The 19358-nt window shown below is 26.1% G+C and carries 19 protein-coding genes; 17 read left to right on the top strand and 2 right to left on the bottom strand.

Annotation, left to right across the window (positions count from 1 at the left end):
• Nucleotides 1–135: 135 nt before the first annotated feature.
• Nucleotides 136–492, bottom strand: a complete 357-nt coding sequence (locus AAT22_RS15885) for a four helix bundle protein (protein WP_047001958.1) — start codon at nucleotides 490–492, stop codon at nucleotides 136–138.
• 243 nt (nucleotides 493–735) lie between these two features.
• A complete protein-coding gene (locus AAT22_RS15880; RefSeq protein WP_047001957.1) occupies nucleotides 736–1299 on the bottom strand; it encodes a sigma-70 family RNA polymerase sigma factor in 564 nt (187 codons plus the stop codon).
• A 321-nt stretch (nucleotides 1300–1620) separates the two neighbouring features.
• Between AAT22_RS15880 and AAT22_RS15875 the strand changes: the two genes are divergently transcribed.
• The 17 genes from AAT22_RS15875 (at nucleotide 1621) to AAT22_RS15795 (ending at nucleotide 18887) form a co-directional block, all read left to right on the top strand.
• Nucleotides 1621–2343, top strand: a complete 723-nt coding sequence (locus AAT22_RS15875; RefSeq protein WP_047001956.1) for a CpsB/CapC family capsule biosynthesis tyrosine phosphatase — start codon at nucleotides 1621–1623, stop codon at nucleotides 2341–2343.
• A gap of 661 nt (nucleotides 2344–3004) precedes the next feature.
• The gene (locus AAT22_RS15870) at nucleotides 3005–3682 is read left to right on the top strand and encodes a Wzz/FepE/Etk N-terminal domain-containing protein (RefSeq protein WP_047001955.1); all 678 of its coding nucleotides are present in this window, start codon (nucleotides 3005–3007) and stop codon (nucleotides 3680–3682) included.
• Between the two features lie 9 nt (nucleotides 3683–3691).
• The gene (locus AAT22_RS15865; protein WP_047001954.1) at nucleotides 3692–4345 is read left to right on the top strand and encodes a CpsD/CapB family tyrosine-protein kinase; all 654 of its coding nucleotides are present in this window, start codon (nucleotides 3692–3694) and stop codon (nucleotides 4343–4345) included.
• Nucleotides 4346–4607: 262 nt separating this feature from the next.
• Nucleotides 4608–5381: a CpsB/CapC family capsule biosynthesis tyrosine phosphatase gene (locus tag AAT22_RS15860; protein ID WP_047001953.1), complete on the top strand. Its 774-nt coding sequence runs from the start codon at nucleotides 4608–4610 to the stop codon at nucleotides 5379–5381.
• Between the two features lie 24 nt (nucleotides 5382–5405).
• Nucleotides 5406–6074, top strand: coding sequence for a sugar transferase (locus AAT22_RS15855; protein WP_047001952.1), 669 nt, complete (start codon nucleotides 5406–5408; stop codon nucleotides 6072–6074).
• 4 nt (nucleotides 6075–6078) lie between these two features.
• The gene (locus AAT22_RS15850; protein WP_047001951.1) at nucleotides 6079–6945 is read left to right on the top strand and encodes a glycosyltransferase family 2 protein; all 867 of its coding nucleotides are present in this window, start codon (nucleotides 6079–6081) and stop codon (nucleotides 6943–6945) included.
• Nucleotides 6942–7826: a glucose-1-phosphate thymidylyltransferase RfbA gene (gene rfbA / locus AAT22_RS15845; protein ID WP_047001950.1), complete on the top strand. Its 885-nt coding sequence runs from the start codon at nucleotides 6942–6944 to the stop codon at nucleotides 7824–7826. Before AAT22_RS15850 ends, rfbA begins: the two co-directional genes overlap by 4 nt.
• A 16-nt stretch (nucleotides 7827–7842) precedes the next feature.
• The gene (gene rfbC, locus AAT22_RS15840; RefSeq protein ID WP_047001949.1) at nucleotides 7843–8409 is read left to right on the top strand and encodes a dTDP-4-dehydrorhamnose 3,5-epimerase; all 567 of its coding nucleotides are present in this window, start codon (nucleotides 7843–7845) and stop codon (nucleotides 8407–8409) included.
• A gap of 81 nt (nucleotides 8410–8490) precedes the next feature.
• Nucleotides 8491–9384 carry a dTDP-4-dehydrorhamnose reductase gene (gene rfbD / locus AAT22_RS15835; RefSeq protein ID WP_047001948.1) on the top strand — a complete coding sequence of 298 codons (894 nt, stop codon included), beginning with the start codon at nucleotides 8491–8493 and terminating at the stop codon, nucleotides 9382–9384.
• Between the two features lie 111 nt (nucleotides 9385–9495).
• Entirely contained in the window at nucleotides 9496–10548 is a 1053-nt protein-coding gene (gene rfbB, locus AAT22_RS15830) for a dTDP-glucose 4,6-dehydratase (RefSeq protein ID WP_047001947.1), read from the top strand.
• 12 nt (nucleotides 10549–10560) lie between these two features.
• On the top strand, nucleotides 10561–11562 hold the full coding sequence (locus AAT22_RS15825; RefSeq protein ID WP_052953983.1) for a glycosyltransferase family 2 protein: 1002 nt from the start codon (nucleotides 10561–10563) through the stop codon (nucleotides 11560–11562).
• 17 nt (nucleotides 11563–11579) lie between these two features.
• A complete protein-coding gene (locus AAT22_RS15820) occupies nucleotides 11580–12845 on the top strand; it encodes a hypothetical protein (RefSeq protein WP_047001946.1) in 1266 nt (421 codons plus the stop codon).
• Nucleotides 12842–13726: a glycosyltransferase family 2 protein gene (locus AAT22_RS15815; protein WP_047001945.1), complete on the top strand. Its 885-nt coding sequence runs from the start codon at nucleotides 12842–12844 to the stop codon at nucleotides 13724–13726. Before AAT22_RS15820 ends, AAT22_RS15815 begins: the two co-directional genes overlap by 4 nt.
• 30 nt (nucleotides 13727–13756) lie before the next feature.
• On the top strand, nucleotides 13757–14953 hold the full coding sequence (locus tag AAT22_RS15810) for a glycosyltransferase family 4 protein (protein WP_047001944.1): 1197 nt from the start codon (nucleotides 13757–13759) through the stop codon (nucleotides 14951–14953).
• Nucleotides 14934–16034, top strand: coding sequence for a polysaccharide pyruvyl transferase family protein (locus tag AAT22_RS15805; protein ID WP_047001943.1), 1101 nt, complete (start codon nucleotides 14934–14936; stop codon nucleotides 16032–16034). The genes AAT22_RS15810 and AAT22_RS15805 overlap by 20 nt, the downstream gene beginning before the upstream one ends.
• Before the next feature lie 23 nt (nucleotides 16035–16057).
• Nucleotides 16058–17566, top strand: a complete 1509-nt coding sequence (locus AAT22_RS15800; protein WP_047001942.1) for a hypothetical protein — start codon at nucleotides 16058–16060, stop codon at nucleotides 17564–17566.
• A gap of 61 nt (nucleotides 17567–17627) precedes the next feature.
• Entirely contained in the window at nucleotides 17628–18887 is a 1260-nt protein-coding gene (locus tag AAT22_RS15795) for a Coenzyme F420 hydrogenase/dehydrogenase, beta subunit C-terminal domain (RefSeq protein WP_156174345.1), read from the top strand.
• Nucleotides 18888–19358 lie beyond the last annotated feature (471 nt).

The raw sequence follows: 19358 nt of genomic DNA, 5'->3' as shown, positions 1-19358 counted from the left end.
AACAAGGTGGCAGGTAACAGGTTAGATTGATTGAATAAATCTATAAATAATTTTGTGTGAATTTTAGAAAAATAAATTTTAATTTATTAAGGTTGGAGTTTAAATGTAAACGTCCAACCTTATCTTTATTACTTATTATTTAATTCCTGCTTTTGTTGTTTTTATTATAGAATTTAGAATTCTACAAACTTCTCTACATTGATTTAATATCTTTTCACCATTTTTAACATCTAAGTATTCTCCATCAATAAGCAATTCTATCCAGTATCTAGATTCATCGGCTTCTTTAAATGCAATATACATTTTAGAGAGAAAATCACGTTTAGATTGGCCGTTGAATGCTTCAGTAACATTAGCACCAATACTAGTACCAGAACGTAACAATTGTTTAGATAAAACAAATTCTTTCTTATCAGTTACTAAATGTTTATATACCTTAATAATACTAGAAGCAAAATCAAAGGATTTAGATTTAATAGCACTATCTACCATGGCAAACCTCCAATAAAAAATACTATAATTCAATACTTGACACAACCAATAAAGAATATACATAAATACAGAACATACTAAAGTGATATTCTGTATAGATTATCCAACAGGCCTGATACTTTTTCAATGACATTGTTGACAGGTTTTGGACCCTAAACCTTTGCTTACTTTTGCTCTCTCGCTACCTGATTTTAAACTTTGATTCTTAAGTTTCACAACCTGTTACCTGATCCCTGTTACTTGTTACCTAAAAAAAGCTTTCAGCTTTTTAAGCGCTCTCTTTTTCAAACAACTGCAATAATAGTAATCTTTTCCTTTAAGAACAGAAAATTTTGAGAGATTTGGCTTATTATTAGAAATATATAAAAACTCTATTATTTCTCTTTCTTCATAGTCAAGTTTTTCTAGGGCTAGGTAAAGTTCTTCATATAAAATATCATTAATAACTTTTTCTTCAATATTAATACTTTCGTCAACTATATTTAACCCTAATTCAAAGTCATTATCATTTTTATTATTTAAACTAATTTCATCATTATAGCGTATTTCATTTCTACAAAGATATCTATAGCCATTTTTAATAGCCCAAAGGGCATAAGAAGGGAATTTATCTACATCTCTAGTTAAATCAAATTTATCTATGGCATGAAGTAAGTTTAATATTCCAATTTGAACAATATCTTCAAATGACTTATTTTTTAAATAAATTATTTTAGATTCTTTAATTATTAATGGATAATACATTTTTATTATTTCCTCTTTAGCTAAAGAATCATTATTCTTTGCTCTTTTTAATAAATCCTTCATTTATCTTTCCTCCTAAATTAAACTTTTCATTAATAAATACCCCTAAAATAAAAGAATTGAGAAAAAAATAAAAAAAGTTTTAGTTAAAAAAATACAAAAATTACGGTTATTTAGATGTTTTAGATTAATCTTACTAAAATATAAATTAAATAGTAGGACTAAATGTGGCAATATAAATAAATTTACCAAATACTTGACCGATTTATTACAGCAAATACATAAAATTACTATTTATCTGTCAAAAGCTGTAGAAATAAAAGTATAGTTTAATTAAATTTTTGGATTTATAATTAAAATATAATGGATGGAATGAGGGATAAAATGGTATTTGCAAATTTGATTTTTAAGGAGTTAGTTAAAGAAGGCGACTTCAAGTCAACAATTTTACTTAAAAAAATAGATGAAGCAGGAAAGCTAAATATAAAAAGATTAGTATTAGCCCCAGCATATTATGATGAAGAAAGCAAAAGCAACATAGAAGAGGTTAATAATATAGTTGAAGAATTAAATGCCTACTTACAAGCAAAGGAAATAGACTTAACTCTATATTCAGCCAATCTACTAAGAGATAATTATGAAAATTTAAAAGAATATATAAAAGGAAATTTAGGGAGTATAAATAAAACGAATTTTGTTTTACTAGATGTAGAGGAATGTAGTAAAATAGATGAACTTTTAGAAATCGTTTTTGAATATAAACTTAGAAATTTAGTACCTATAATAGTAAGCCCTGAGAAAATAAATGAAATAATAGAAGATAACAAGAAAATAGACAAGCTTATAGATGAAGAATGTTTATTTCAATTAGATCCTGCAAGCTTAAAGGGTGCATATGGTAAGAAAATCCAAAAAACAGCTAAAGCATTAGTAAAAAGAAATATATATCAATTTATTGGTTTTGAAGAACAAATAGAAGCAGAATATATAGATAAACAAATAGAAGATTTAAGCAAAAAGAGTTTGTTCATTTTAAAGCCAGATGGAGTAAGGGTAAAAAGAGTCTTAAAAAGTTCAAAAAAGAAGAAAAGTGGCTTTTTTAGATAAGATATTCAGATATTATCTGAGTATCTTATTTTACACTCAAAATTATGCATAATTATTAACTAAAAGGAATATTTATGCAAGGAATAATGTTAATAGAAAATGAGTTAAAAAATAGATATTATATAAAACGACAAATATATACAAAAATTAGTATAGTGTTAAATGAAATTAAAAATACAATTTAAGTTAACATAGGATTACATATGTTATTTTTCTAACAATATCATTATAATTAAAGAATATAATTAAAATTTATAGAATTTTATTGGTGCAAAAAAATATTTATAAAAAAATATTCTAAAAAACACATAAATTTCTATGAAAAATATAATTAAATTTTAAATAAACAAACAAAAAATATGATATTATAAATAAAAAAAGTTGTGAATTTTAAATAAATGTCGAATATATAAATTGTGTTTAAATATAGAGAAAAATTGTCGCTAAAAAAGTAAAACAATAATATGAATTTGTGCTATAATTTTGTATTGTTCTTGAAAAACATATACAAATTTCTTGCAAAAATTAAATTACTAATGATTAAATATAAATTTTAATAATAATATAAAGTTTATTAAAAATTAAAATAAGGGTGTAAAAATTATGTCTATTAATGATATAATAAGCTGAAAGCGTAATTATATATTGGGAGGAAATTTCAGTGGAAGAACAAGTAATAAGATTAGATGAATTATTTGAAGCTTTAAAGAAAAGATGGTTAATGATAGTTACAATTACATTAATAGCTACTATAATTTCAGCAGCATTAAGTTTCTTTGTAATAAAACCTAAATATGAAGCAACTACAAAAGTCTTTATAGGTAAAGATGAAGGAGATAATCAAGCATATAACCAAAATGATGTCCTTATGTATCAAAAACTTATGAAAACTTACTCAGAAGCAATAAAAACAAAAGATTTAGTATCAAGAAGTTTGCAGGGTACAAGCCTTGAGTTAAAACCAGAAGATGTTTTAGCAAATTTAACAGTATCACCTGTTACAGATACACAAATACTACAAATTAAATATAAAAGCAATAATCCTCAAGAAGCAAAGGTAGTTATACAAGAACTAACAGATGAATTTATAAAAACATCAAAAGAATTAGTTCCAAATGGAAATATAAAAACTATAGAAGAAGTTCAATTACCAGAAAACCCAGTTAGTCCTAATAAAAAGATGAATATTGCAATAGCATTTTTACTTGGATTAATGGTAAGTGTAGGATTAGCCTTCCTATTAGAATTCTTGGATAATACTTTTAAATCAAAAGAACAATTAGAAAGAGAATTAGACATTCCAGTAATTGGTGTAATACCTACAGTAAAGGAAGTTTAGGAGGATAATATGTTTATAGTAGAAAAAGAACCAAAATCTATAGCAGCAGAAAGTTATAGAACATTAAGAACAAATATACAATATTCATCCTTTGATAAAGAATATAAAGTAATAATGGTTACAAGTTCAGAACCAGGAGAAGGTAAATCAACTACAGCTGGAAATCTTGCTTTATGTTTAGCTCAAGGAGAAAAAAAAGTAATATTAGTAGACTGTGATTTAAGAAAACCATCACTACATAAGAAGTTTAAAATCTCAAACATAGTAGGTTTGTCAGATGTAATGATAGGAAAAGAAGAATTAGTTACAGCAATGCATAGATATAACAACAATTTAGTAATATTGACATCTGGTAAAATACCGCCAAATCCATCAGAAATGCTTTCGTCAAAGGCAATGACAACATTACTAGATGCATTAAAGAAAAACTTTGATTATATAATACTAGACACACCACCAGTTCAAGCTGTTACAGACTCACAAATACTAGCAACAAAAGCAGATGGAGCAATTTTAGTAGTAAGAGCAGAAAGAACAAAAAAAGATTCAGTTCAAAATGCAATTAGTTTATTAAAAAAAGTAAATGCAAATATTATAGGAACAGTTTTAAATGGATTAGACAATAGTAGAAACAAATACTATTACTATTACGGAGAAAAGTAGGAACAGGGAACAGGGAACAGTTCAAAGTAAGTTAAGAGTGCACAGTTCACAGTAAGTTAAGAGTGCACAGTTCACAGTGCACAGTTTAAGGAATAAACTCCTACGGAGTTTAGAAAATAACTGTGAATTGTGCATTGTGAACTGAAAACTGAACAAAACTGTGAATTGTGAATTGTGAACTGAAAACTGAAAAAAACTGTGAACTGTGAATTGTGAACTGTGAACTGAATAAGACTGTGAACTGAAAAAAGGGGGTTTTTAAATGGTGGATTTACACTCTCATTTAATATATGGGATTGATGATGGATCAAAGTCTAGGGAAATGACTTTGAATATGCTAAGGCAAGCTGTCTTAGGGGGAACTACTAAGCTAGTTTTAACTCCTCATTATATGCCAGGGTATTTTGAAGTACCTCGAGAAGAAGTGAAGGAAAAGGCAGAGCTTGTAAGAAGCTTAGCAAAAGAAGAAAATCTAAATATTGATATATATTGTGGACAAGAAGTATATTACACATCAAATATATTAGAAAATTATAATAATGGATATATAGGAACAATAAATAATTCAAGATATATGCTGATCGAATTTAACATGAGGGATTTTTCGAGTAAAGAAGCTATTGAAAATATATATGAGCTACAACTTAAAGGAATAGTACCTGTTATAGCTCATCCAGAAAGATATAGAAAATTTATAAAAAATCCTTCACTAATAAATGAGTTTATAAGAGAAGGATTTCTTTTTCAACTAAACCTTGGAAGTGTTACAGGAGAGTTTGGAAAAGAAGTACAAAAAAATGCAGAAATTTATATGAAGAATAAAATTTATAGCTTTATAGGATCAGATGCCCATAGAGACACAAAAAGAAATCCTAATATGGAAATTGGAGTACAAGCTATAAGAAAATTAGATAAAAACTACTTTAATTATTTGTTAGATTCAGGAGAAAATCTTTTGATTAATAAAGAAGTAAAGTATATAGGAAATTTAATTAAAGAGAAAAAAGGACTTTTTGGAATGTTTAGTAAAGGTTAGTTTAAAAAATAGGGGGAAGTGAAAATGCAAGAGTCTAATTTGCAAAATCAGCAGATAGAAATTCAGATTGAAGAACTAAGAGAGAAAAAATTATATGAATTAAGTAAGAGGGTATTAGATATTATAAGTTCAATTATAGGATTAATATTACTTAGTCCTATAATAATAATAATTTGGATAATAATAAAATTTGACTCAAAAGGGCCAGCAATATATTCACATATTAGGCTAGGCAAAGAGATGAGACCAATAAAAGTATATAAGTTTAGATCGATGTATCAAAATTCTGCTGAGATATTTGAAAATTTTACATCAGAACAGAAAAAAGAATATTATGAGAACTTTAAACTTGATAATGATCCTAGAATAACGAAAATAGGAGCGTTTCTAAGAAAAACAAGTTTAGATGAATTGCCACAATTAATAAATATTATTAGAGGAGATATGAGTGTAGTTGGTCCAAGACCAATAGTTGAAGATGAAGTTGAGAAATATGGTGTTTATGCGAATAAATTTTTCTCAGTTATACCTGGTTTAACAGGGTATTGGCAAGCGAATGGGAGAAGTGACACATCCTATGATGAAAGAGTTCAAATGGATATGTTTTATATAGATAATAGATCTTTATTAATGGATTTTAAAATTATACTTAAGACTATGGTATCAGTAGTTAAAAAAGAAGGAGCAATATAGGAAGATGAGTGTTTCAATAATATGCCCTTTATATAATGCTGAAGATTATATAAATGATTTATATATAAAATTATTAGCTCAAAAAGAAGTTGATGTAGCAGAAGTTAAATTTATACTTACAGAATGCCATGATAAAACTGAAGAAAAATTAATAGGTTTAGGCGCAAATTATAAAAAAATAAAAAAGGAAGAGTTTTCGCATAGTATAACTAGAGAAAATGAAGCATTTTCTGCTATTGGAGATATTATAGTATTTATAACTCAAGATATAAAAATAATTGATGAATTATGGCTTAAAAACTTAGTTAGTGGAATTGAAAATGGAGAATGTGAAGCTAGCTTTAGTAGGCAAATAGGATATGAAAATCACAGGTTAGAAAGATATATAAGAGAAGTTAATTATCCAGATAGGTCAAGAGTAGTAAGTAAAGTTGATATTAAAAATCTTGGTATTATGACTTTTTTTTATTCAGATACATCGAGTGCTATAAGAAAAGATATATTTATAGAACTTAACGGATATGATAATAAATATTTACCGACAAATGAAGACATGTATATTGCTTATAAGATTATAAATAGTGGCTATAGAATAAAATACGAGTCAGAGTCATTAGTAATACATTCTCATGAATTTTCTTTAAGAGATGTATATAAAAGATACGTGGATATTGGGATGTTTTTTAAACAGAATAGTTATTTTAATAAATATAAAGCTTCCAAAAGAGGAGTTAGAGTTTTAAATCATGTAATAAAAAGAAGTATAGAAGAAAGAAAATATTTTATTATTTTTGAAGCTGGAATTAACTTCTTTTTAAGATTTCTTGGTATGAGAATTGGAGGTATAAAATTTAAGGAGGAAAGATTTTGAAGGGTATAATACTAGCTGGTGGGTCAGGAACAAGACTATATCCAGTAACAAAGGCGATGTCAAAACAAATGGTACCAATTTATGATAAACCAATGATTTACTATCCAATGTCTGTATTAATGCTTGCAGGTATTAGAGAAATATTAATTATTTCTACACCAAGAGATATAATTAATTTTAAGGAATTATTTAAGGATGGGTCAGAATTAGGACTTAAAATTGAATATGCTATTCAAAAAGAGCCAAATGGATTAGCAGAAGCATTTATTATTGGTGAAGAATTCATAGGTGATGATAATGTTGCTATGATACTAGGAGATAATATATTCTATGGACAAAGCTTTTCTACTCATTTGAAGGAAGCAGCAGAACTAGAAAATGGAGCAGTGATATTTGGATATTATGTTCAAGATCCAAGGTCTTTTGGTGTTGTTGAATTTGATGAAAATAATAATGTTATTTCCATAGAAGAAAAACCTGAAAAACCAAAGTCTAAATATGCTGTACCAGGACTTTATTTCTATGATAATTCAGTAGTTAAAAAAGCTAAGGAATTAGCTCCATCAGATAGGGGAGAACTTGAAATAACTGATTTAAATAGAGTTTATATGGAAGAAGGGACTTTAAAGGTTAATTTATTAGGGAGAGGGATGGCTTGGCTAGATACTGGTACTCATGGTTCAATGCTACAAGCATCTAATTTTGTTGAAGCTGTTCAAAATACTCAAGGAACTTACATAGCCTGCTTAGAAGAAATATCTTATAGAAAAGGGTGGATTACAGCAGAAGAAGTTAAAGAGCTTGCTAAACCTTTAATGAAAACTGGTTATGGGAAATATCTAGTGGATGTAGTTGAAGAGTTAGAGGCTAAAAGAAGATAGATTAGGAGATAGATTTATGGGCAATTTTAATTTTATAGAAACAAGAATTAAAGACTTATATATAATAGAACCTAAAGTTTTCGGAGATAACAGAGGTTATTTTATGGAGAGTTACAATAAAAAAGCCTTTAAAAAAGCTGGGTTAACAATGGAATTTGTTCAAGATAATGAATCAAGATCTAAAAAGGGAGTTCTTAGAGGAATGCATTTTCAAACTAAGCATACTCAAGGAAAGTTAGTTAGAGTAACAGAAGGTGCAGTTTATGATGTTGCTGTTGATTTAAGAAAAGGATCACCTACCTTTGGAATGTGGGAAGGTGTTATGTTAACTTCTGAAAATAAAAGACAATTTTATGTACCAGAAGGATTTGCTCATGGATTTTTAGTAGTTTCAGATACAGCTACATTCAATTATAAGTGTACTGATTTTTACGCACCTGAATATGATAGTGGACTTCTTTGGAATGATCCAGAAGTAGGGATTAAGTGGCCTTTAGAAGGTATTGAAGAAATACTTTTATCTGAAAAAGATAAAAAACAAAAAAACTTAAAAGAATTAGACTTACCTTTTGAATATAAGTGAGAATCAAAATCTTTGATTTTGTAATTCGAACTTACTCATTCAACTTTGAAGAAGGAGCTTCAATTAAAAAGGAGTGATACTATGAAGATATTAATAACAGGTTCTAAAGGACAGTTGGGAAATGAACTTCAAAAGATAATTAAAACTGGTGAAGCTGAAATAGGAAAAGTTAGTGGAAATATTAAAAACTCTGAAGTCTTTGCTTTAGATGTAGAAGAATTAGATATAACAAAATTAGAAGATGTTAAAAGAGTTTTAAGTGAAATTAAGCCTGATGTTGTAGTAAATTGTGCTGCAGCAACTAATGTAGATGGTTGTGAAAGTAATCAAGATTTAGCTTTTAAAATAAATGCTATTGGCCCAAGAAATTTAGCTATTGTATGTGAAGAAATAGGAGCAAAATTAGTTCAAGTTTCAACTGATTATGTATTTAGTGGAATTGGTGAAACACCTTTAACTGAATTTGATTTAACAGCACCATATAGTGTTTATGGAAAAACTAAGCTTAAAGGCGAAGAATATGTTAGAGAATTTTCTTCAAAATACTATATAGTAAGAACAGCTTGGCTTTATGGATATGTTGGTAAGAATTTTGTTTATACTATGATGAATTTAGGAGCTCAAAAAGAGTCATTAAGTGTAGTAAATGATCAACTTGGAAATCCAACAAATGCTAATGATTTAGCATATCACATATTAAAACTTATAGAAACTGAAGAGTATGGAGTATATCATTGCACAGGAAAAGGTGAATGTAGTTGGTATGACTTTGCAACAGAAATAATGAAACTTGCAGAAAGAAACTGCAAGGTAAATCCATGTACTTCAGAAGAATATAAGAATATGTATCCAAATTCAGCAAAGAGACCAGAGTATTCATCTTTAGACAATATGATGCTAAGATGTACTGTTGGTGATGAAATGAGAGAGTGGAAAGAAGCATTGGTAAGTTTTATGGAAAACTTACCAAAGTAATAGTTAATAAGTAATAGGTAATAGTTTTGGATGAAACTCTAAAGAGTTTCTAAGTAAAAAACTTAAAACTTTAGTTCTTAATTAAATTTAACTATAAGGGGAGAATTATTAATGAAAACTTATTTAGTAACTGGTGGAGCTGGATTTATAGGCTCAAACTTTGTATTATATATGCTTAATAAATATGATGATATAAGAATTATAAACTTAGATAAATTAACTTATGCAGGTAATTTAGAAAATTTAAAGAGTATTGAAAATGATTCAAGACATATATTTGTTCAAGGAGATATATGTGATGCAGAATTAGTATCTTCACTATTTGAAAAATATGAAATAGATTATGTAGCTCACTTTGCAGCTGAATCTCACGTTGATAGAAGTATAAAAGAACCTGAAGTATTTGCTAAGACTAATGTTATGGGAACAGTAAACTTATTAAACTGTGCCAAAAATGCATGGGAAACTGAAGAAGGATGGAAAGATGGAGTTAAGTTCCTACATGTTTCAACAGATGAAGTTTATGGATCTTTAGGAGAAACAGGATACTTTATGGAAACTACTCCACTAGACCCTCATAGCCCATATTCAGCAAGTAAGGCTGGATCTGATATGATGGTAAAGGCATACGGAGATACTTATAAAATGCCAGTTAATATAACAAGATGTTCTAATAACTATGGACCGTTCCAATTCCCAGAAAAATTAATACCACTTCTTATTAACAACTGCCTTCAATTAAAGGACCTTCCTATATATGGTGATGGTTTAAATATAAGAGATTGGTTATATGTTGAAGATCATGCTAAAGCGATAGATATGGTTATTAATAATGGAAGACTTGGTGAAGTTTATAATGTTGGTGGACACAACGAAAGAACTAATATCCAAATAGTAGACACAGTTATTAAGTATATCAATGAGAATGTAGATAACAAAGTAACTGAAAACTTAAAGAAATTTGTTGAAGATAGAAAAGGTCACGATAGAAGATACGGAATAGATCCAACTAAGATAAAAGAAGAACTTGGATGGTATCCAGAAACTACTTTTGAAGTTGGAATAGTAAAGGCAATAAAATGGTTTCTTGATAATAAGGAATGGATGGAAAATGTGACATCTGGACAGTATCAAAAATACTATAATGAAATGTATAAAAATTAAAGGATAGATATAATGGATTTAATAAGTTTAGTAATAATTAATTATAATAATAAGGAGTATTTAAAAAGATGTCTAGATTCAATTTATAGTCAGACCCATAATAATCTTGAAATAATTTTTATTGATAACCAATCTAGTGATAATTCATTTGAATACATCAAAGAAGAATACTCTAGTAAGAATATTCTTCTTATAAAAAATGATGTGAATAATGGATATGCAGGAGCTGCCAATCAAGGTATAAAATTATCAAAAGGAAAATATGTTATGATACTAAATCCTGATATTATTATGGAAGATGATTTTATAGAGAAGATGTATGGATTTATAGAATCTGATGAAGGAATTGGAGCATTGTCAGGAAAACTACTAAAGTATGACTTTAAAAATGATAAAAAACTTAATTATATAGATAGTACTGGAATAATAATGTTTAAAAGTACTCGTTGTATAGATAGAGGACAAAATGAAGAAGATTTAGGTCAATATGATAAAACTGAACAAGTTTTTGGAGTTTGTGGAGCAGCACCTCTTTATAGAAGAGAAGTTTTAGAAAAAGTTAAGGTATTAGATGAATATTTTGATGAAGACTTTTTTGCTTATAAAGAAGATATAGATCTGTCTTGGAGAATAAATTTAGCAGGATTCAAGAATATGTATTATCATAAAGCTATTGCTTATCATGGTAGGGGGTTAGGTGGTAGTAGAGGAGGCATAATAAAATTCATTAAAAATCGTAAAAAGCAATCTGAATTTTTAAGGGGAATTTCTTTAAGAAATCATATAATGATGATTTGGAAAAATGATGTTAATGGGTTTGAGAGAAAATATAAATATAATATTATAAAAAGAAGAATAGCATTTACTTTCTACATGATTATCTTTGAAAGATTTAATTTTAAATATTATAATCAAGCATTAAGTAAAAAAAGAACTATGTTAGAGAAGCGAGAATATATAAAAAAAATAATATATAGTCATGACAATAGTAAAGTTGATAAAATAATATTTTAACATAGAAGGAAAGATGAATGAAAAATAAAAGTATTTACTGGTTGACTACATTAATAATTTTAGGTGGAGTTTTTGGGATTATAGATTTTCGATTTGGATTAAATGATAAGTTTACTTTACTAAACGATATATTTTCTATAATTTTGTTTGCATTTATTTTAATTGGTTTTATTTTTAATAATGCAATCTCATATAAGAATTTAAAATCTATACAATTTTGGGGTGGAGTTTTAATATTTTATTTTATATTTGAATTTATTTTGAGTATAGCTAGAAATGGACAAATTTTTTCTACTATATTTGCAATTAAAAATTTATTAATTCCTATAACTATTTTTTGGGGAGCTACATTTTTTGTTTATAAAATTAATAATATAAATGCATTAAAAATAATAAAAATAATAAATTTTTTCGCTGTTATAAATATTATACTAGTTATCTTAGGTTTTATATTAGGATGGGGAACTATGACTAAATATATATTAGGTGAGAGCTTATATGCTTCTTCTGTATATTCATTTGGTCATTCATCTACTATGCTACGTGTTCCAGGGCTTTTTGTAGATGCATTAACGCAAGGAGCTTTTAGTTATTTAGTTTTTGTGATAAATTTTATTTCTTTTATTGATAGAGCATATATAAAGAGAAAGAATGCAATGATATTTTTTTCAATAGGAATATTGGGAGTAGTTTTATCAACTAATAGACAAGTAATTCTTGGAATGCTAGTGGCCATTCTAATATTAATTATAATTAGATGGAAAAAAGTAGCAGTATCGATATTATCATTTTCTTTAATAATAATTTTAATAGGTCTAATTATGATTAATAATTCTAATAGAGCGATATTTTCTAAGGAAAGTTTATCAATTAGAAATCAAGTGTGGACAAGTATAATTGAAGATATGGATATATCGAATAATCAGGTGAATTTACTTATTGGTACAGGGGTTGATGCTACAACTATAGGAAAAAACGAAGGTGGTATTGACCTAGTTGACAATACATATCTACTGATTTTACATGATTATGGTTTAATAGGGCTTATAGTATTTCTTATGTTTATCAGTGCTTTATTAAAGTATTTGTGGAATAGTTCTAATGAAAGTACTATGGCTAAAATAGGATTATTGTATACTGTATTTTTCATTGTTAGGATGTTTTTCCATAGTAGTATAGTAAATGAATATGATAGTTATATATTTTATATAATTGAATTAATGGCAATAATAGAAAGTTTATATAATAAGAATGAAAGAGTAGAAAATGAGGTGAAAAGGTGAATGAAAATTCATGCTGTTGCATAATTGTTACTTATGATATAGGAGAAAACTTAGAAAAATGTTTTTTATCAATAAAAGATCAAGTTAAGGAAATTGTTATCATAGATAATGGATCTAATGAAGAAACTATACAATACTTAAGATATTTATCAGAAAAAAATTCTATTAAAGTAATATTTAATGAAGAAAATATGGGAATAGCATATGCTCTTAATCAAGGAGTTAAGTATGCAAAAGAAAAAAAATATGATTGGATAATTACAATGGATAATGATAGTGAAGCTGTAGAGGATATGGTTTCTGTAATGTTAAATACATATAATTCATTGGATATAACAGAAAAGCAAAGGATTGCTGGAATATTTCCTGAAAAAATAGAAAAAGGGTTAACTAATAGTAGAGATTATAAGAAAGTTAATAATTATGATGACTATATATATATTACTCATGATATAACTTCTGGTAATTTAATTAAAACAAAAATATTTGATGAAATTGGTTTGTTTGATGAAAAATTATTTATTGATTCTGTAGATCATGAATTATGTTATAGAATTTTAAATATGGGATATACAATGATTAAGGTTAGAAATTCAATATTGTTACACAGTCTAGGGAAAACCAAGCAAAAAAAAATATTATTCAAGAATGTTATATATACAAATCATTCAGCTTTAAGAAAGTATTATATGACAAGGAATAGATTTTATATATGGCAGAAATATAAAAACTTAAAGGAAATAAATAAATTAGATAAGAAAAATTTTATTAAAGAAAATATAAAAATATTATTATTAGAAGAAGATAAAATTGATAAATTTAAAATGATATTAAGGGGATATATTGATTATAGAAATAATAGATTTGGTAAAAAAAGTTAATATGTCTATTATTTAGTAGGAGTAACTTAAATGAGAGTTTTATTTATTTCACATGATGGTTCTTTAAATGGGGGAGCTGGTTTAGCATTAATTAATTTAATTGAGTCAATAAAATATCATAATATTGAACCAGTAATTCTAGTACCAAAAGGGACCAATGATTTAATTAATTATTTAGAAGATAATAAAATAGAGTATATATTGAGCGAAAGCTATTGGTGGGCTTTTGTAGACAGAAAAAATATAATTAAGAATGTTTATAATTATATGAAATTATATTTAAATCAGATAAAAATGATTTTATCGTTACCTAAATTAATAAATGAAATTAAATCTAAAAATATAGAAATTATACATAGTAATTCTAGCGTTATAAATATAGGAGCATTAATAAGAATATTTTATAATATACCTCATTTATGGCACGTACGAGAATTTGGAGAAGAGCACATGAATTTAAAGTTTATTTTTGGTACTAAATTAACTAGAAAGTTTATGAGTAATTTTTCAGATAAAATAATAGTCATTTCAAAAGCATTAGAAAAAAAATATCTTAGATATGTAAAAAGAGAATCAGTAATTACCATATATGATGGAGTTTCTATTGATTATATACAGAAAGAAAATAATATAATAAAAAAAGAAAATAAAGATGAATTAGTTATATTAATTTCAGGAGCGATTCAAGAGGGAAAAGGTCAGCTATTTGCAGCAGAAGTAATAAATAAAATGATTGACGAAAATTATAAATTAAAGCTTTTAATAGCTGGAAGAATTTCAGAGAAACAGTATTTTCTAGATTTACAAAGTTTTATTAAAAATAGTAAAAAAGAAGATAAAATATTACTTTTAGGATCTTGTAATGATATGAATAGAATAAGAAAAGATGCTGATGTAGAACTTGTATGTTCTTATATGGAGGGGTTTGGAAGAGTTACTGTAGAAGCTATGTTAAGTAAAATGCCAATTATAGCATCAGACAGCGGAGCTAATCCTGAACTTGTTTTTGATAATTTTAATGGGTTTATTTATAAATTTGGAGATGCTGAACAATTAAAGAATAAAATAACATTAATATATAACAACAGAGAATTAATAGAGTTAATGGGGAAAAAGGGATTTGAATTTGCGAGTAAAAGGTTTATTCAAGAAATAAATACTAAAAATATATGTAATTTATATAATGAAATAAAAATAGGGGGGAAAAATGAAAATAGGAATTGTTAATTTTCATTTCGCTCATAACTATGGTGCTATGCTTCAAGCTTATGCACTTCAAGAAAGTTTAAGAGAAATGGGAAACGAAAGTATAATAATAGATTTCAAACCAAATGAAATAATGGATGGATATGAAATATGGACATTTAAAAAAATAAGAAATATAAAAAGTTTTTTATGGACTATAAAAAATTATAGAAGATTAAAATTAAAATATGATGTATTCGAAGAGTTTAAGAATAAGTATATGAATTTAACCAATGAAACATATAAAACAATAGAGTCAAGTACATTAAATAAATATAACTTTGATGTATTTGTTTGTGGAAGTGATCAGATTTGGAATATGGATTTAAACTGTGGATTAAAAGAATATTTACTATCTTTCTCAAATGATAGTAAAGTGAAAAAAATATCTTATGCAGCAAGCATAGGAAGTAATAAAATAAAAAAAGAGCATGTTAAAATTATGAAAAATGATCTTAAATCATTTGATAGCATATCAGTAAGAGAAGATGATGCTGTAAAAATAATAAATAAAGAATTTAATTTAAAAGCTGTACAAGTTTTAGATCCGGTATTTCTTTTATCTAAAGAGCAATGGGAAAAAATTTCCTTAGATGTGGATTTAAAAGGAGAGAAGTATATATTACTATATGGGTTGGAAGAAAATGAGTTATTTGAAAATATATTTAGTGTGCTAAAAGAAGAAACTAATTTTAAAATAGTTAATATTTCTCCTAATAAAAGTAAATCGAAATATGTTGATGAAAATTTATTTAATGTAGGACCTAGGGAGTTTATAGGATTATTATCAAAAGCAGAAATTGTTGTAACTAATTCATTCCATGGAACTTGTTTCTCTATAATATTTGGTAAAAGGTTCTTTACTATAGGACATTCAGAGTTAAATAGTAGAATGGAAAGCATTTTAAGATTAATGAATCTTGAAAATCATATGATACGAGAAAAAGTTAAATCAATTGATGAGTTAAATTATATAATAAATGATAATTTAGATAATATTGAAGAAATTTTAAAAAGTGAAATTTATAAATCAAAAATGTTTTTAAAGGATGCTATTAAATAATAGTATCATAATAAGGAGGCGTTATGGAAAGAACTAAAAAGTTTTTTTATAATTCTGTGTCTTCAGCGGTATTGCAAATTATAACTATGATTGTTGGTATAATAATTCCAAGAATAGTTTTAAAATATTATGGATCAGAAATAAATGGATTGGTATCATCTATCAGTCAATTTATTTCTTATTTTACTGTAGTAGAGGCAGGCTTAGCAGGAGCAGCAACATATGCATTATACAAACCATTAGCAGATAGTAATTTTTCTGAAGTTAATGGAATAGTCTCAGCTGCAAAGAAGTTTTATACTCAATCAGGATATATATTTGTTTCATTAGTTTTAGGGCTAGCATTAATTTATCCTAGTTTTGTTAAAGTCGATAATATTTCTAATTTGTCAGTTATATTTTTAGTAATAGTATTGGGGTTTAATGGGATTTTAGAGTTCTTTACTCTTTCAAAATATAGAGTTCTTTTAACAGCAGATCAAAAAAGTTATGTTATTTCTTTAGCATCTATAGTACAGATAATAATAAATACAGTAATAATATTTATATTATCTAGGTTAAAAGTAGATGTTGTTATAGTAAGAGCAGTAGCATTAATTTCTATATTATTAAGATCTGTAATTTTAATGATATATGTTAAAAGTAGATATAATTATTTAAATTACAATGTGAAACCTAATAAAAAAGCTTTGAATAAAAGATGGGATGCATTGTATTTGCAAATATTGGGAAGTGTCCAAACAGGGGCACCAATTATTTTAGCAACAATATTAACAAATTTAAAAAGTGTAAGTATCTATTCTATATACAATATGATTTTGAGTGGTATAAATGGAATACTTGGAATTTTTATTAATGGACTTTCTTCATCTTTTGGAGATTTAATAGTTAGGAAACAAATGGATGCTTTAAAAAAAGCTTTTAATGAATTTGAATTTTTATATTACAATATAGTTACAATAGTATATTCAATTTCATTTGTAACAATTATGCCTTTTATTAAAATTTATACTAAAGGAATAACAGATGTTAATTATAATTTACCTATCGTTGGTTTTTTATTTGTTTTAAATGGTGTTTTAAATAGTATAAAAGTACCGCAAGGAATGTTAGTAATTTCAGCTGGAATGTTTAAAGAAACAAGAATTCAATCAACTATTCAAGCTTTGATAATAATTGTATTTGGAGTAATATTGACTCCTAAGTACGGAATAAATGGTATTTTAATAGCTTCATGTCTATCTAATTTATATAGAGATATAGATTTATGGATATTTGTATCTAAGAAAATAACTAATTTACCAATAAAAAATACATTAATAAGAGTAATAATTATAATTATTGAAATAACAGTTGTTTGTATTCCATTTAAGTTTATTTCATTTAGTGTAAATAATTTTATGCAATTTATAATTTTAGCTATTATTGTTGGGATATATTCAACATTAATTATTATTATTTTTAGTTTTATGTTTAATAAACTAGAATTATATGGGGTTTTATTAAGATTAAAATCTATTATAAAAAAATAATTGTAATATTAAAAGTTTAATTTTATATTTATTAATTAGGAAGTTTTAAGTGAGGGGAAAAATGAGTAATAAATCTATAAAAAAGTTAGTTGTTAAAGATCTCTGCTATCAATGTGGAACATGTAAAAGTATATGTCCAACAAAAGCTATAGAAATGATTAATCTTGAAAAGAGAGGATTAATATATCCTTCAGTTAATGAGCAAAAGTGTATTAACTGTACTAAGTGTTTACAAGTTTGTCCTATAAACAATATAGATGCTAATGAGAATCATTTGCCTAATACGAATGATTTTATTGGAATTTATAATTCAACTGATAAAGAAAGATTTGATTATACTGCTTCTGGAGGAATAGTTACAGAGATAATAAAATATTTATTTGAAACGAATCAAATAAATAAAGCTGTAGTGACTGGAATGGACAAAGAAAAAGCGGATAATAGTAAAGTTTACATAATAGATGATATTTGTAATTTGAAAGAAATAAGTGGATCTGTATATCAACCTGTTGCTGTTAATTCTATTTTAGACAGAATAGAAAAAGAGGATAGAGTTGCTTTTGTAGGCTTACCATGCCATATTAGAGGGTTAGATTTATTCTTAAATAAAAATAAGAGCTTAAAAGAAAGTATTTTCATAAAAATTGGTATAATTTGTTCTATTGGAAGAGGAAAGCATGGGACGAATCTAACTTTAAAAAAATCTTTAGGAATAAAAAACAAAGAAGAAATTGAAAAAATAATTTATAGATATGGAATGCCACCAGGAACATTTAAAGTTAAATTAAAAAATTCAGAAGAGAAAAATGTAGACATGCAAAAGTTTAATGATAATACAGATTATATATTTATTCCTAAGGGGTGCTTGTTCTGCAATGATATTTTTAATGATAAAGCAGATATAACGGTAGGAGATCCATGGGGAATGAAAAAAGGAAAAAAAGCTATGGCTATAATAAGAAATGAAAGAACAAAAGACATATTAAATAAAATGGTAAATTGTAGATTTTTAGATTTTGAACAAGAGATTACTCCTGAGGAATGTATAAGGACTCAGAATCATGCTGTTAATTATAAAATATATAATTATGAGTCAAGGATTTCCACTTATAAAAAACTTGGAATAGAAATACCTAAAATAAATGACATTAAACTAAAAAATAACTCTATAAAAGAGAACTTAGGATATAGTTTATTAATGCTAAATAGCTTATATTTTAACTCAAGTATCGGTTTTAAAAGTACTGAAATTATTAATAGTAAAATTCTATATAAATATAGAAATAAAGTTTTATCTATAAATACAAAAAAATCTGAATAAATTACAATTATTTTAGTTTTAAAAATTAATCTATAGAATAGAGTATTATAAAAAATATGAATAATTCTATACTGAGATCAACCTTCAACTTAAAAAGTTGGAGGTTATTTTAGGTGTTTCCAACATTGATAACAAAGTTAGTTTGGGGATAGTAGAGGGGAACCACTAGCAAGAAGGGAAAAAAATCTAATAAAATAAGGATAATACTATAGGTTTTAGATCTATATAGCTGCAGACTTGGGAAGACTCATTTATAGAGTGAATTATGCACACTTATACAGAGATTATAGAAAATTATATCTATACAAAATTATTTACTAATAAATAAAGTTTTCAATTTTCACATATATTACACATAATGAAATTGAAATCTTAATAAAAAGGAACTCCAACTAATTATTGTAATAGTTGGAGTTCCTTATACTATTTTTTATGTCATTAGCAAGTGGGTTGTAAATGTCAACCTCAAAA

Origin of the sequence: Clostridium sp. C8 (assembly GCF_001010885.1) — a bacterium.
Classification (GTDB): Bacteria; Bacillota; Clostridia; order Clostridiales; family Clostridiaceae; genus Clostridium; species Clostridium sartagoforme.
The sequence above is the reverse complement of the archived record's forward strand: the minus strand, read 5'-3'. Positions and strand labels throughout refer to the sequence as shown.